Below are 12,960 nucleotides of genomic sequence, written 5' to 3'. Positions count from 1 at the left end.
ATGACTGTCGTTTTGGATAACCTCGTCGCGGTGCGACGAGCTGCAATGGACCTGCTCGCGCGACGCGAGCATGGTCGAGTCGAGCTGATACGTAAGTTGCGTCAGCGCGGAGCTTGCCCCGACATGATCGACATCGCCCTCGACCGTTTAACGGAAGAAGGGCTGTTGTCGGAGTCGCGTTACCTCGAAAGCTATATCAATTACCGTGCAGGCTCTGGCTATGGCCCTTTGCGTATTCGCGAAGAGCTTGGGCAACGCGGTTTGTCGCGTGGCGATATTGAAGAGGCGTTGCGCGAGAGTGGCTTTAACTGGCAAGAACAGCTTGAAGACACCTGGCGTCGCAAGTTCGCAGGCAAGTTGCCCGAAGATGCAAAAGAGCGTGCCCGCCAAGGCCGCTTCTTGAGTTATCGCGGTTATACGATGGACATGATTGGTCGCGTATTAAGCGGCCGAGAATTCGACGACTAGCGACTACCCCGTAGTCGCTGCCGAAGGATGCGATGGGTCGCGCAGCGGCCCTGTTTCTAATCCAGACACCCAACTCTGACGTCAGCCTTATTCCGCCAGCGATTCACACTCTGCCGACGTGGCTGCCATGTCGGTCATTTCCCAGTGTTGCGGCAGATTGATAAAGTCGACCAACTCCCGCAAACGTCCCTGATTACGCCCGCTGAATGCAAAGCTCAAACGGTATAAGTTGAGTGACGCGTCATGATCTATGCCGTCATCCGACGACTGACAAAACCCATTACTCAAGCAGATATCGGCGAATGCTTTTTGGATATGCGCCAGCGCGTGCACATTGAGCGGGTACTTCATGCGCACAACGAACGTTTTATTCAGCCAGCGGGTTGAATGGAAGTTGTTATAAAACTGATTGATCTCAGCCAATGCCTCTTCGGCACTGTAGGTAAAGCGCATCAGTTTCAGATCGTTAGGCAGAATGTACTGATTGGCTTCCAGCTCGTTGTGGACGAACTCCAGCGCACTTTTCCAATAGGTGCCGCCCGGCATGTCCAGCAACACGATGGGCACCAAAGGAGACTTGCCGGTTTGAATCAGCGTCAAGACTTCCAAGGCTTCATCCAGCGTGCCAAAGCCACCAGGGCACATGACCAGAGCGTCTGCCTCCTTGATGAAAAACAGCTTGCGGGTGAAGAAGAAGTGGAAGGCCAGCAGGTTGGCAGAGCCATTGATCGTCGGGTTGGCGCGCTGCTCAAAAGGCAGGGTGATATTGAACCCCAGGCTGTGTTCAAGCCCCGCGCCTTCGTGGGCGGCGCCCATGATGCCAGCACCGCCTCCGGTAATGACCATCATGTCGGCGCGTGCCAGTGTCGCACCCACTTCACGGGCCAGTGCATACAGCGGGTGTTCTACCGGGGTGCGTGCCGATCCGAAGACCGTGACTTTGCGGCGGCCTTTGAAGGTTTGCAGTACACGGAAGGTTTTTTCCAGCTCGCGAACAGCTTGCAACATGATCTTGGCGTTCCAGCGATCAAGATCATCGTGGGCCATGCGCAAAACAGTGAACAACATTTCGCGATACAGCGGCCGGTTGGGGCTGTCGGGTGCGACAAGCTGCAACTGCGCGTCCACGTGTTGAGCGAGGTCGAGGCCCTGGCCCTCGAAATACAGGGGCAGGGAATCACTGGATTGATCGGGCATGCATTACTCCTTCAACACAACATCCTTTAAAACGCCGCACGTGGGGCTGCCCCCCAAGACACAGCGTGTCACCATCATGCCTTGATAATGGTCCTGAGTTGTTGGCGCTGGCAACCGCTAATTGGCTGATGTAAATGAAGAATTGGAGAGGAGGAGGGTGCACGCCATTGTTATCAACGGCGTGCAACAGACGCGGAATCAGCCTTTGCGCTTGCAGTTATCGGCGCGGATGTCTTGGGTCAGTACCGATTTGTTATTGCCGTATTCCCGGATGTCGAAGCGCATGGTGGCACCACGGGCCAACAGTTTGCGGAAATTGGGGTCGCTGCAAACGCTACGGCCTAGCTGCGGGACGGCCAACTCGGGAGCAGAGCGCATTTTGGCGGCCATGTTCGGGCTGGCTTCCAGGCTGTTGATCAGTACGGTGCCATCAACCGTGAAGCCTTTATCCAGCAAATCGGGGCTGATAGCCCGTGGTTTCCCAACGTTGCTGGCTTCTGCGGTCGCTTGCAGGGACTTGTTCAGATTGAATTCTGCAAGAGAGGCCGCTTGCGCGCCCAAAGGCAGTGCCAGCATTAAGGCTACGGTTGGAATAATAGTGCGCAACATGAAACTCTCCTGTTGTACGTGACGCAGGCTTTGACCCACCATCGATCTGTGCGTTCAGTGGCGCAGGAGTATAGGTCAGCATTGTGTGTCAGGAAATGCCCGTGGTCATGGTTTGGCATGCAGGCGTGCGGCCTCTGGTAGACTGCGCGCCTTCCTCTATTGAATCCGCTTCTGCGCCAAACCGTGGCGAATCAGCGGTTGCTGGCGTAAGTAAAAACCCATGACCTTGATGACCTTTTCCCCTAACGCTGTAGCCCGTTTGCGAGACGAGCGCGAAGAGGAAAGCACTAAACCTTATTTGGCGCGTGGCTCTCGTGCACCGCGTTGCCATACCTGCCGTGTGATTGAAAGCCATTGCCTGTGCCGGTGGCGGCCAAAGGTCAACACGCGCGCGGGCGTTTGCTTGCTCATGACTAAAAAGGAAGTGTTCAAGCCGAGTAATACCGGCTGGTTAATCGCGGACGTGGTCAGCGACAACTTCGCCTTTATCTGGTCGCGTACTGAAACCGATAAAGACCTGCTGGCGTTGTTGGCTGATCCGCAGTGGCAGCCTTATCTGGTGTTTCCCGGCGAGTATGTAGCAGCTGAGCGAGTCACCCACACCGTCGAAGTCGACAGCAGCAAGCGGCCGCTGTTTATTCTGCTGGATGCGACCTGGACTGAAGCGCGCAAGATCTTTCGCAAAAGCCCGTATCTGGATGGTTTGCCGATCCTGAGCCTTTTGCCTGAAAAGCTCTCACGCTACCGGTTGCGTCGTTCAACGCGCAGTGAGCATTTGTGTACCGCCGAAGTGGCCAGTTTGTGCCTTGATCTGGCTGGCGATACGCAAGCATCGGCTGCCCTGGATGCGTACTTTGATGTGTTCAGCCAGCATTACCTGGATGCCAAAAACCAGTTGCCGGTGAATGAGTCGAGTACAGCGCATCAAGAACTGGGCTTTTTTGTAAAAGACCTTTCTCAGATCCGGGCTCAATAGACTAAAGAAGTAGCGCTACAATTTTCGAAGCGAAATAAGCGGCTGGCCCCATTCCATTTGAATGCTGGCGCAGTAATGGCTGTTACTGGACCTTGGTGTCAGGTTTTACGCTTGACCCTACAGTTTTGGCTGGGCATGCTTGGCGCCGATTCGGCGGCAGATGCTGCTCAAACGCTTATAAGTTCTAACTTCTAGCGTAAATCTTGCCCTTTGATGCACAGTTTTCAAACTGTTGCTCGAGTTGCCTTAGCGGGTTCTGGTTTTAAACTTGGCCCGCCTGAAAAACAGGATCATTTAAACAATGGCCACATACGAAATCCTGATTGCTGATGACCATCCGTTGTTTCGCAGTGCCTTGCACCAGGCCGTTGCCCTGGGTTTGGGCTCTGATGTTCGCTTGGTCGAGGTCGCCAGTATTGCCGAGCTGGAAAAACAGCTGGCGATAAAGGCCGATTGGGATCTGGTGCTGCTCGACTTGAACATGCCAGGTGCTTACGGTTTCTCCGGGTTGGTGTTGTTGCGCGGTCAGTACCCGCAAATCCCGGTGGTGATGGTGTCTGCTCAAGAAGAGGCCTCGGTCATGGTGCGCTCGCGAGAGTTTGGCGCCAGTGGCTTTATTCCTAAATCCAGTTCAATGGAAGCCATTCAAAACGCTGTGCGCACGGTACTGGATGGCGATGTTTCCTGGCCGCCCCAAGCCTTTGAAGAAGTGCCGGTTTCGGCAGAAGCCAAAGCGGCCAGCGAAGGCTTGGCCAGCCTGACACCTCAACAGTTCCGGGTTTTGACCATGGTTTGCGAGGGGTTGCTGAACAAGCAGATCGCCTACGAGTTGAGCGTTTCGGAAGCGACGATCAAAGCGCATGTGACAGCGATTTTCCGCAAGTTGGGGGTGCGTACCCGCACTCAGGCCGCGCTGCTGCTGCAACAACTCGAATCTATATCGAGCCATTAAACTGTCAAACTTCACGCATTTTTGACGCGGCCTGATTTAGCTTTTTCCACTCATTTTTTACGCAGTTGCCTATCTATGTCACCTTTCAAGGGTAAAACCGGATTTAAACGGATTTTGAATGCTGGCGGTTACTCGCTGGACGGTTTGCGTGCAGCGTTTACCGGTGAGGCGGCATTTCGCCAATTGGTGCTGCTCAATGTGGTGCTGATCCCGCTGACGTTCCTCCTGGATGTCAGCCGGGTCGAGCGAGCACTGCTGATAGCGGTATGCCTGTTGGCGTTGATTGTCGAGCTGCTTAACTCAGCCATTGAAGCGGCGATCGATCGAATTTCCCTCGACTTGCACCCGCTGTCAAAGAACGCCAAGGACATGGGCAGCGCCGCACAGTTTGTCGTGCTGACCCTGATTGCCGTGGTGTGGGCGGTGATTCTGCTTTAAGCGATCGCAGGCAGAACAATTTCGTCGCTGCGCTGAACCCCGGCGGTAAAGGCGCGGCACAGCTCCAGAAATTCGCGCATGGCGGAGGTTTGATACTTCTTCTTGTGCCAGATAAAGAAAAACTGCCGCGCCAGATCCAGGTCAGGGGTTTCGACCGCTACCAGGCTGCCGCGACGGAAAGCGTCACGCAGTGCCAGGCGCGAGATACAACCGATGCCCAAGCCGGACTCAACGGCCCGCTTGATCGCTTCGGTGTGTTCCAGCTCAAGGCGGATGTTAAGCGCGCTTTGATGATGGCGCATGGCTTGATCGAACGTGAGGCGCGTGCCCGAACCTTGTTCACGTAAAATCCAGGCTTCGCGGGTCAGTTCTTCGAGGGTGGCATGCCCACGGGCGGCCAGTGGGTGTTGAGGGGCGCAAAAGACTACCAGCTCGTCTTCAACCCAGCTCTGAACGTCGATGTCCGGGTGGCTGCAGTCGCCTTCGATCAGACCCAGATCAATTTCATAGTGAGCAACTTGTTGCACGATATGAGCGGTGTTTTGGACAATCAGTTTGACCTGGCTTTCCGGGTGAGCCTGCATGAAGCTGCCAATCAGCAAGGTTGCCAGGTAATTGCCAATCGTCAGGGTCGCGCCGACGGTCAGTGAGCCAAAGCCGGACTTGCCGTTAAGCAAGTCTTCGATTTCCTTGGCCTGGTCCAGCAAGGCGACGGCCTGTGGCAATAACTGCCGACCCAGGGCGTTGAGGCTTAAGCGCTTGCCCGCGCGGTCGAACAGTTGGCAACTGGTCTGTCGCTCCAGTTCGGTGATTGAGGTACTGGCTGCCGATTGTGAAAGGGCCAACAAGCCTGCCGCACGGGACACGCTCTCTTGTTGGGCGACGGTAACGAACACCTGGAGTTGTCTGAGAGTAAATCGCATATCGATATAACCGATAACCCTTATCTTAATAATTCAGTTAACAGATATTGTCGTCGCCATTAGAATGCTGTGCAATTGCGCTCATAGTCAGCGCTGGCGAATTTAGGAGCCCCGTACATGAGCAACATGAACCACGAACGTGTCCTCAGTGTTCACCACTGGAACGACACCCTTTTCAGTTTCAAGTGCACCCGTGATCCGGGCCTGCGCTTTGAGAACGGTCAGTTCGTGATGATCGGCCTGCAACAGCCCAATGGCCGTCCGCTTATGCGCGCCTACTCCATTGCCAGCCCGAACTGGGAAGAGCATCTGGAGTTCTTCAGCATCAAGGTGCCGGATGGTCCGTTGACCTCCCAGTTGCAGCATTTGAAAGAAGGCGACGAGATCATCATCAGCAAGAAGCCTACGGGTACGCTGGTGCTGGACGACTTGAAGCCTGGCAAGCATCTGTACCTGCTGAGCACGGGCACTGGCCTGGCTCCTTTCATGAGCGTGATTCAGGACCCGGAAACCTACGAGCGTTTCGAAAAAGTGATCCTGTGCCATGGCGTGCGTTACGTCAACGAAGTTGCGTACCGCGAGTTCATCACCGAGCACCTGCCGCAGAACGAATTCTTCGGTGAAGCGCTGCGTGACAAGCTGATCTACTACCCAACCGTGACCCGCGAGCCGTTTGAAAACCAGGGCCGTCTGACTGACCTGATGCGCAGCGGCAAACTGTTCAGCGACATCGGCCTGCCGCCGATCAACCCGCAGGACGACCGTGCCATGCTGTGCGGCAGCCCAAGCATGCTCGACGAAACCAGCGAAGTGCTGAACAGCTTCGGCCTGACCGTTTCGCCACGTATGCGTGAGCCGGGTGATTACCTGATCGAGCGCGCCTTCGTCGAGAAGTAAGCGTCGCTGCACAAAAAAGCCCGCGTACCTCAAGGTAGCGCGGGCTTTTTATTGTTGGCGACGACAGGACCTGTAGCAGCTCGCCTCGCGATCCCTTGATCCTGGTGCTTAACCCTGGCTGGCTAAAACAACCTCAAGCACACGAATCACCCCCGGCTCCGGATAATGCCAGCGCACATCCAGATCCCAGAACTGCGCACCGTATTCACGCTCTGCAGTCGGCGTTTGGTAAGCCGGGCGTGGGTCTTGCGCCAGGCATTGCTCAATCAGCGCCACCAACGGTTCCTGCAAACGCAACCCATGGGCGTGCGCTTCGTGCAGCGCCGAGTCAGCCCACTGCACGGGGATCAGCACCGGCGCCGCGCTGGCCATGCTGTTGCTCGCACTGCTGATAATGTCGGCGTAGGGCACATACGGCTTGATATCGAGAATCGGCGTCCCGTCGAGCAGGTCAATGCCCGAAATGTGCAAGCGACCGGCTTCGACCTTATCCAGTTTGACCACCGACTGGCCGATTCCATTGGGCCGGTGAGTCGCGCGGGTGGCAAACACCCCCATGGACTTATTGCCGCCCAGGCGTGGCGGGCGCACCTTAAGCCGGGGCTTGTCTTCCAGTGCCTGGTGAAACACAAACAACAGCCACACATGACTGGCCTGCTCAAGGCCTTGCACGGCATCGCCTTGGTCAAAGGGCGCAACCAGCTCCAGAACACCCCTGGCAGCGGGTGCCAGTTGGGGTTGTCGCGGGATGGCAAACTTCTCCTTGAAACAGGAGCGCACAAAGCCGACAGGCGAGACGGTGTAAGTCATGTGTTTGTCGCCGTATCAGCCACGAACCCGCAGGGTTAGCCCCTTCAGGAAGTTGCGCAGCAGTTGGTCGCCACAGGTGCGGTAGTTGTTGTGGCCGAATTTGCGGAACAGGGCGCTCAGTTCTGGTTTGGATACCGGGAAATCAACCGACTTGAGGATCGCGTGCATGTCGTCCTCTTTCAGTTCGAACGCCACGCGCAGTTTTTTCAGGATGATGTTGTTGGTCACAGGCAGTTCAACCGGCTGTGCTGGACGGCTGTCGTCTTTGCCGCGCTTGAAGATCACCAGGCCATCAAGAAAGTGCGCCATGACGTCGTCCGGGCAGCGAACAAAGCCTTCTTCTTCGTCTTTTTTGAGGTAGGTTTCGATGTCAGCTTTGGTGACGTCCAAACCGCCCAGTTTGATGATCTCGACAACTTTGTTGTCGCTGATGTCTAGCATGTAGCGCACGCTGCGCAGTACGTCGTTATGAATCATGTGGGTAATCCTGATAATCAGCAGTGAGCACCGCAGGCAAGGCTGCGGTGTCGAAATAGGTGGGCGCGGCCGTGTTTAGAACTTTTCTTTGGCCGTCATGTAGCGCCATTGGCCAACGGGCAGCTTGCCCATCGAGACGCCGCCAATACGAATCCGGCGAATCGAAATAACGGTGAGGCCTACGGCCTGGCAGAACAATGCAATCACGCCCGGTTGCGGGTTCTTCATGGCAAAGCGTAGGCGGTTTTCACTCTGCCAGCTGGCTTTGACCGCAGGCAGCTCGCGACCTTTGTAGGTCAGGCCGTGGTTGAGCCGGTTAAGGCCATGGGGAGCCATCTCGCCCGACACTTCGACCACGTACTCCTGCTCGATCTTGCTGGCATCGGCGGTCAGCTTGCGGACGATTTTCCAGTCCTGGGTAAACACCAGCAAACCGCTGGCGTTGGCTTGCAGCTCGTTGCCCACGCTCAAACGCAGAAAGTGCCCTTTAAGCGGGCGCTTGCCGAAGCGGTGTTCTTCGCTCAGGGTTTGAGGGTTGAGCAGTTGCATGGCGCTGTCAGTGTCCAGGCCCGCCGGTGCGTTGAGCAGCAGGGTTACAGGCTCTGGCGCCGTGGCCTTGGCGTGAGGATCAAGTTCGACCTTTTGCTGGTCGACCTTGAATTGCGGTTCGTCGATGACTTCGCCATCTACCGTGACCCAGCCACCTTCAATGAACAGTTCGGCCTCACGGCGCGAGCAACCGACGAGTTCGATGAGGCGTTTGGAGAGACGTATCGGTTCAGACATGACAGGGGCCGTAATGGAATTGGGCGGCTATTGTACCCGCCTGGCGCCGGTTAAGCCCGGCAACATTTGCCTTAACTGCGCGCCAGCGGCTTTTGGCGTTTGTAGCGCAGGTGCAGCAACGGATAAGGCTGGCCCAGGCCGTCGTTTTCGCAGCGCCCGATCACCTCAAAGCCTTGTTTGAAGTAAAAGCCGATGGCTTGCGGGTTTTGCTCGTTGACGTCCAGCCTCTCGGCATTCAGCTCGTTGATGGCGAACAGGAGCAGGCACTTGCCAACGCCTTGGCCGCGGTAGTCAGGGTGGATGAAGAGCATTTCAACTTTGCCGGCGGCAACCCCGGCGAAACCTGCAATGCGCTTGCTGGAAGGGTCTTTGCAGCAAATCAGCATCACCGCGTCCAGGTACTGGCTGATGACCAGTTGGCGCAGCAAGACAATGTAACTGTCGGGTAAAAAATCATGGGTGGCTCGAACGGACGCTTCCCACACCTCGGTTAATGCTTCGAAATCTCTGAGACGTGGCGTTTGGATAGCCCATTGTTGTTTCATCGTGCGTGTCTCCGACACTGATGATTGAGGAGCCTCCTAACAATAGCCGTAAAAAAAGCCCTGACGCATTGGCGGCAGGGCTTTTTTTAAGCGCAGCGTGTGGCTTACAACGCTTCAGCCCACAAGTCGTACTCGTCGGCGTCGGTCACGCGGCACATGATCTTGTCGCCCGGCTTGATGTCTTTCTCGGTGGCGATAAACACGTTGCCGTCGATTTCCGGGGCGTCGAAGAAGCAGCGGCCAACAGCGCCTTGCTCGTCAACTTCGTCGATCAGGACTTCAATTTCCTTGCCGATCTTCAGTTGCAGGCGTGCCGCACTGATAGCTTGCTGGTGCGCCATAAAGCGCTCCCAACGGTCCTGTTTGACGTCGTCCGGTACGATGGCAGCGTCCAGCAGGTTGGCCGGGGCGCCTTCAACGGGCGAGTACTGGAAGCAACCTACGCGGTCCAGTTGCGCTTCTGTCAGCCAGTCCAGCAGGTACTGGAAGTCTTCTTCTGTTTCACCCGGGAAGCCGACGATAAAGGTCGAACGGATGATCAGTTCCGGGCAGATCTCGCGCCAGTTTTTGATGCGGGCCAGAGTCTTGTCTTCAAAGGCGGGACGTTTCATGGCCTTGAGTACTTTAGGGCTGGCGTGCTGGAACGGGATGTCCAGGTACGGCAGGATCTTGCCGGCCGCCATCAACGGGATCAACTCGTCAACGTGCGGGTACGGGTACACGTAATGCAGGCGAACCCAGACACCCAGTGTGCTCAAGGCTTCGCACAGCTCGGTCATGCGGGTCTTGACCGGCGCGCCGTTCCAGAAACCGGTGCGGTATTTGACGTCGACGCCGTAGGCGCTGGTGTCCTGGGAGATCACCAGCAGCTCTTTAACCCCGGCTTTAACCAGGCGCTGAGCTTCGTCCAGCACATCGCCCACCGGGCGGCTGACCAATTTGCCGCGCATCGAAGGAATGATGCAGAAGCTGCAGCTATGGTTACAGCCTTCAGAAATCTTCAGGTACGCGTAATGGCGCGGCGTCAGCTTGATGCCTTGTGGCGGCACCAGGTCGATCAGCGGGTTGTGGTCCTGACGGGGCGGCACCACTTCGTGAACCGCGTTGACCACTTGCTCGTACTGCTGAGGGCCGGTCACGGCGAGCACGCTCGGGTGCACGTCGCGGATGTTGCCTTCTTCGACGCCCATGCAGCCGGTCACGATGACCTTGCCGTTTTCCTTGATGGCTTCGCCGATGACTTCCAGCGATTCAGCCTTGGCGCTGTCGATAAAGCCGCAGGTGTTGACCACCACGACGTCGGCGTCCTGGTAGGTGGAAACAACGTCGTAGCCTTCCATGCGCAGTTGCGTAAGGATGCGCTCGGAGTCGACCAGCGCTTTCGGGCAACCCAAGGAAACAAAGCCAACCTTAGGGTTGGCTGGCGTGGTAACGGTGGACATGGCGAACCTCGGTATGTAGTGACGTTACATGCCCGTAAAGGCTGCACGACGAACGGGCGCTTGGAGTTTGCGCGCCTCTGATCAAAAAAAGTGCGCAATTTTAGCTATGGTGAACGCACTTGACCAGCGTTATACGGGGATTTACGACGAGTGCTGCGCTATGCTGCGCGCCGTTGCGAAACCCGCTTTTTAACGAAGCTGATTTCGTTGGTAAAAGTCGTGGCTAACAGTCAGAAAATCAGAGCATGCTGCACACCAAATGCGGCGCTCGCCATGAAGAAACACGGTCCAAAGTCGTAGGAGTGGTTAATGGGGCATGTCAGTAGTCCGGCAACAGAAGACGGTCACTCAAAGGCAAAACCTATCGGAATGCTGGTTGCCGCGGTTGGCGTGGTATATGGCGATATCGGTACCAGCCCGCTGTACACCCTTAAAGAGGTGTTTACAGGCGGGTATGGCGTACAGGTTAACCACGATGGTGTCTTCGGCATTTTGGCGTTGATCCTGTGGTCGCTGATCTGGGTGGTCTCGATCAAGTACGTGCTGTTTATCCTGCGCGCCGACAACGAAGGCGAGGGCGGGATCATGGCCCTTACTGCGCTGGCGCGCCGCGCGGCCTCGCCTTATCCCAAGTTGCGCACGGTGCTGGTAATTCTGGGGTTGATCGGCGCTTCGCTGTTCTATGGCGACAGCATGATTACCCCGGCCATTTCCGTGTTGTCGGCGGTTGAAGGTCTGGAGCTGGCGTTTGCCGGGCTGGATCGCTGGGTCGTGCCGCTGGCGCTGATTGTGTTGATCGCGCTGTTTTTGATTCAGCGTCGCGGCACGGCCACACTCGGCAAGCTGTTCGGGCCGATCATGGTGCTGTGGTTTGTGGTGCTCGGTGGCCTGGGGATTCATGGCATCGCTCAGCACCCGGAGGTGCTTAACGCGCTGAACCCGGTGTGGGGCGTGCGTTTCTTTGTCTCGCACCCGGGCATGGGGGTGGCGATTCTGGGCGCGGTGGTGCTGGCGTTGACCGGTGCTGAAGCGCTGTACGCCGACATGGGCCACTTTGGGCGCAAGCCGATTGCCCGCGCCTGGTTCATTCTGGTGCTGCCTGCGCTGGTGCTCAATTACTTCGGCCAAGGGGCTTTGCTTCTGGAAAACCCGGAAGCGGCGCGTAACCCGTTCTACCTGCTGGCACCAAGCTGGGCGTTGATCCCTCTGGTGGGGCTGGCCACGCTGGCCACCGTTATTGCCTCTCAGGCAGTGATTTCCGGGGCCTTCTCGTTGACCCGCCAGGCCATTCAACTGGGCTACATCCCGCGCATGCACATTCAGCACACGTCCAGTGCCGAGCAGGGGCAGATCTATATCGGCGCGGTGAACTGGTCGTTGATGGTCGGGGTTATTTTGCTGGTGTTGGGCTTTGAGTCGTCGGGCGCCCTGGCGTCGGCCTACGGTGTGGCCGTGACCGGGACCATGTTGATCACCAGTATTCTGGTGTCGGCGGTCATGCTCATGCTGTGGAAGTGGCCACCTGTGTTGGCGGTGCCGGTGTTGGTCGGCTTTCTGCTGGTTGACGGCCTGTTCTTCGCCGCCAACGTACCGAAAATCGTCCAGGGCGGTGCCTTCCCGGTATTGGCGGGGATCGTGCTGTTTATCCTGATGACCACCTGGCGGCGCGGCAAACAATTGCTGGTTGATCGTCTGGATGAAAGCGCGTTGCCGCTACCGCTGTTTATCAGCAGCATCCGTGTTCAGCCGCCGCATCGGGTGCAAGGCACCGCGGTGTTCCTGACCGCCCGGCCAGACGCAGTGCCGCACGCGCTGTTGCATAACCTGCTGCACAACCAGGTGCTGCATGAGCAAGTGGTCTTGCTCACCGTGGTCAACGAAGACACGCCACGCGTGCCTGCGCAGCGGCGGTTTGAAGTGGATGCTTACGGTGAGGGGTTCTTCCGGGTCATCTTGCACTTTGGCTTTATGGATGAAACGGACGTGCCCGAGGCGCTCAAACTGTGCCATCTCGACGAGCTGGACTTCAGCCCGATGCGCACGACCTACTTCCTCAGTCGCGAGACGGTCATTGCTTCCAAGCTGGTGGGGATGGCGCGTTGGCGGGAAGGGTTGTTCGCCTTCATGTTGAAGAACGCCAACAGCAACTTGCGCTTCTTTAACCTGCCGGTAAACCGGGTGATCGAACTGGGAACCCAGGTCGAGATGTAAGCCGTCCTGTAGCGACGTTAAAACTCTGTAGGAGCGAGCTTGTCTCGCGATCTTTTAAGATCAAAAGATCGCGAGGCAAGCTCGCTCTTATCAAACATAAAATAAGTGATTGATTTTAAAGGATTTGTAGGAGCGAGCTTGCTCGCGAGCTGTTGATCTAGATCTTGCTTTTGATCTTGATCTAAAAGGCCCCATTAAACCACGCTGGCCGAACGCAGGTTTTGCGCAG

14 protein-coding genes are annotated in these 12,960 nt (G+C 56.8%); 6 read left to right on the top strand and 8 right to left on the bottom strand.

Annotated elements, in window-relative coordinates:
- Complete coding sequence (gene recX, locus GHO25_RS03020; RefSeq protein ID WP_153329550.1) at window positions 1-468, top strand: recombination regulator RecX; 468 nt, start codon at window positions 1-3, stop codon at window positions 466-468.
- 87 nt (window positions 469-555) lie between these two features.
- On the opposite strand, the gene GHO25_RS03015 is transcribed toward recX, so the two are convergent.
- Together GHO25_RS03015 and GHO25_RS03010 are read right to left on the bottom strand one after the other, a co-directional pair.
- Entirely contained in the window at window positions 556-1,665 is a 1,110-nt protein-coding gene (locus GHO25_RS03015) for a TIGR00730 family Rossman fold protein (protein WP_153329548.1), read from the bottom strand.
- A 198-nt stretch (window positions 1,666-1,863) separates the two neighbouring features.
- Window positions 1,864-2,274 carry a PA3611 family quorum-sensing-regulated virulence factor gene (locus GHO25_RS03010; RefSeq protein ID WP_048369514.1) on the bottom strand — a complete coding sequence of 137 codons (411 nt, stop codon included), beginning with the start codon at window positions 2,272-2,274 and terminating at the stop codon, window positions 1,864-1,866.
- A gap of 229 nt (window positions 2,275-2,503) precedes the next feature.
- Between GHO25_RS03010 and GHO25_RS03005 the strand changes: the two genes are divergently transcribed.
- The 3 genes from GHO25_RS03005 (at window position 2,504) to GHO25_RS02995 (ending at window position 4,640) form a co-directional block, all read left to right on the top strand.
- The gene (locus GHO25_RS03005) at window positions 2,504-3,250 is read left to right on the top strand and encodes a tRNA-uridine aminocarboxypropyltransferase (RefSeq protein WP_123751968.1); all 747 of its coding nucleotides are present in this window, start codon (window positions 2,504-2,506) and stop codon (window positions 3,248-3,250) included.
- 301 nt (window positions 3,251-3,551) lie between these two features.
- Complete coding sequence (erdR, locus tag GHO25_RS03000) at window positions 3,552-4,202, top strand: response regulator transcription factor ErdR (RefSeq protein WP_048369516.1); 651 nt, start codon at window positions 3,552-3,554, stop codon at window positions 4,200-4,202.
- Between the two features lie 75 nt (window positions 4,203-4,277).
- Window positions 4,278-4,640 carry a diacylglycerol kinase gene (locus tag GHO25_RS02995; protein ID WP_048369518.1) on the top strand — a complete coding sequence of 121 codons (363 nt, stop codon included), beginning with the start codon at window positions 4,278-4,280 and terminating at the stop codon, window positions 4,638-4,640.
- Here the strand turns inward: GHO25_RS02995 and GHO25_RS02990 are convergent.
- Window positions 4,637-5,563, bottom strand: a complete 927-nt coding sequence (locus tag GHO25_RS02990; protein WP_048369520.1) for a LysR family transcriptional regulator — start codon at window positions 5,561-5,563, stop codon at window positions 4,637-4,639. The genes GHO25_RS02995 and GHO25_RS02990 overlap by 4 nt on opposite strands.
- A 117-nt stretch (window positions 5,564-5,680) precedes the next feature.
- Here GHO25_RS02990 and fpr point away from each other — a divergent pair, with 117 nt between their 5' ends.
- The gene (gene fpr / locus GHO25_RS02985; protein ID WP_048369522.1) at window positions 5,681-6,460 is read left to right on the top strand and encodes a ferredoxin-NADP reductase; all 780 of its coding nucleotides are present in this window, start codon (window positions 5,681-5,683) and stop codon (window positions 6,458-6,460) included.
- Between the two features lie 108 nt (window positions 6,461-6,568).
- On the opposite strand, the gene tsaA is transcribed toward fpr, so the two are convergent.
- The 5 genes from tsaA to rimO form a co-directional block, all read right to left on the bottom strand.
- Window positions 6,569-7,270 (bottom strand): tRNA (N6-threonylcarbamoyladenosine(37)-N6)-methyltransferase TrmO, encoded by a 702-nt coding sequence (gene tsaA / locus GHO25_RS02980; protein ID WP_153389870.1) that lies wholly within the window; start codon window positions 7,268-7,270, stop codon window positions 6,569-6,571.
- A 15-nt stretch (window positions 7,271-7,285) separates the two neighbouring features.
- Window positions 7,286-7,747 carry a DUF1456 family protein gene (locus tag GHO25_RS02975; protein WP_048369526.1) on the bottom strand — a complete coding sequence of 154 codons (462 nt, stop codon included), beginning with the start codon at window positions 7,745-7,747 and terminating at the stop codon, window positions 7,286-7,288.
- 75 nt (window positions 7,748-7,822) lie between these two features.
- Window positions 7,823-8,533, bottom strand: coding sequence for an rRNA pseudouridine synthase (locus GHO25_RS02970; protein ID WP_048369529.1), 711 nt, complete (start codon window positions 8,531-8,533; stop codon window positions 7,823-7,825).
- A gap of 71 nt (window positions 8,534-8,604) precedes the next feature.
- On the bottom strand, window positions 8,605-9,078 hold the full coding sequence (locus tag GHO25_RS02965) for a GNAT family N-acetyltransferase (RefSeq protein ID WP_048369530.1): 474 nt from the start codon (window positions 9,076-9,078) through the stop codon (window positions 8,605-8,607).
- 104 nt (window positions 9,079-9,182) lie between these two features.
- Window positions 9,183-10,520: a 30S ribosomal protein S12 methylthiotransferase RimO gene (gene rimO / locus GHO25_RS02960; protein ID WP_123751956.1), complete on the bottom strand. Its 1,338-nt coding sequence runs from the start codon at window positions 10,518-10,520 to the stop codon at window positions 9,183-9,185.
- 309 nt (window positions 10,521-10,829) lie between these two features.
- Here rimO and GHO25_RS02955 point away from each other — a divergent pair, with 309 nt between their 5' ends.
- Window positions 10,830-12,731: a potassium transporter Kup gene (locus GHO25_RS02955; RefSeq protein WP_048369602.1), complete on the top strand. Its 1,902-nt coding sequence runs from the start codon at window positions 10,830-10,832 to the stop codon at window positions 12,729-12,731.
- Window positions 12,732-12,960 lie beyond the last annotated feature (229 nt).

Origin of the sequence: Pseudomonas sp. FSL R10-1350 (assembly GCF_009600525.1) — a bacterium.
Taxonomy (GTDB): Bacteria; Pseudomonadota; Gammaproteobacteria; order Pseudomonadales; family Pseudomonadaceae; genus Aquipseudomonas; species Aquipseudomonas helleri.
Note: the sequence above shows the minus strand (reverse complement) of the source record. Positions and strands in the feature narration are given on the sequence as shown.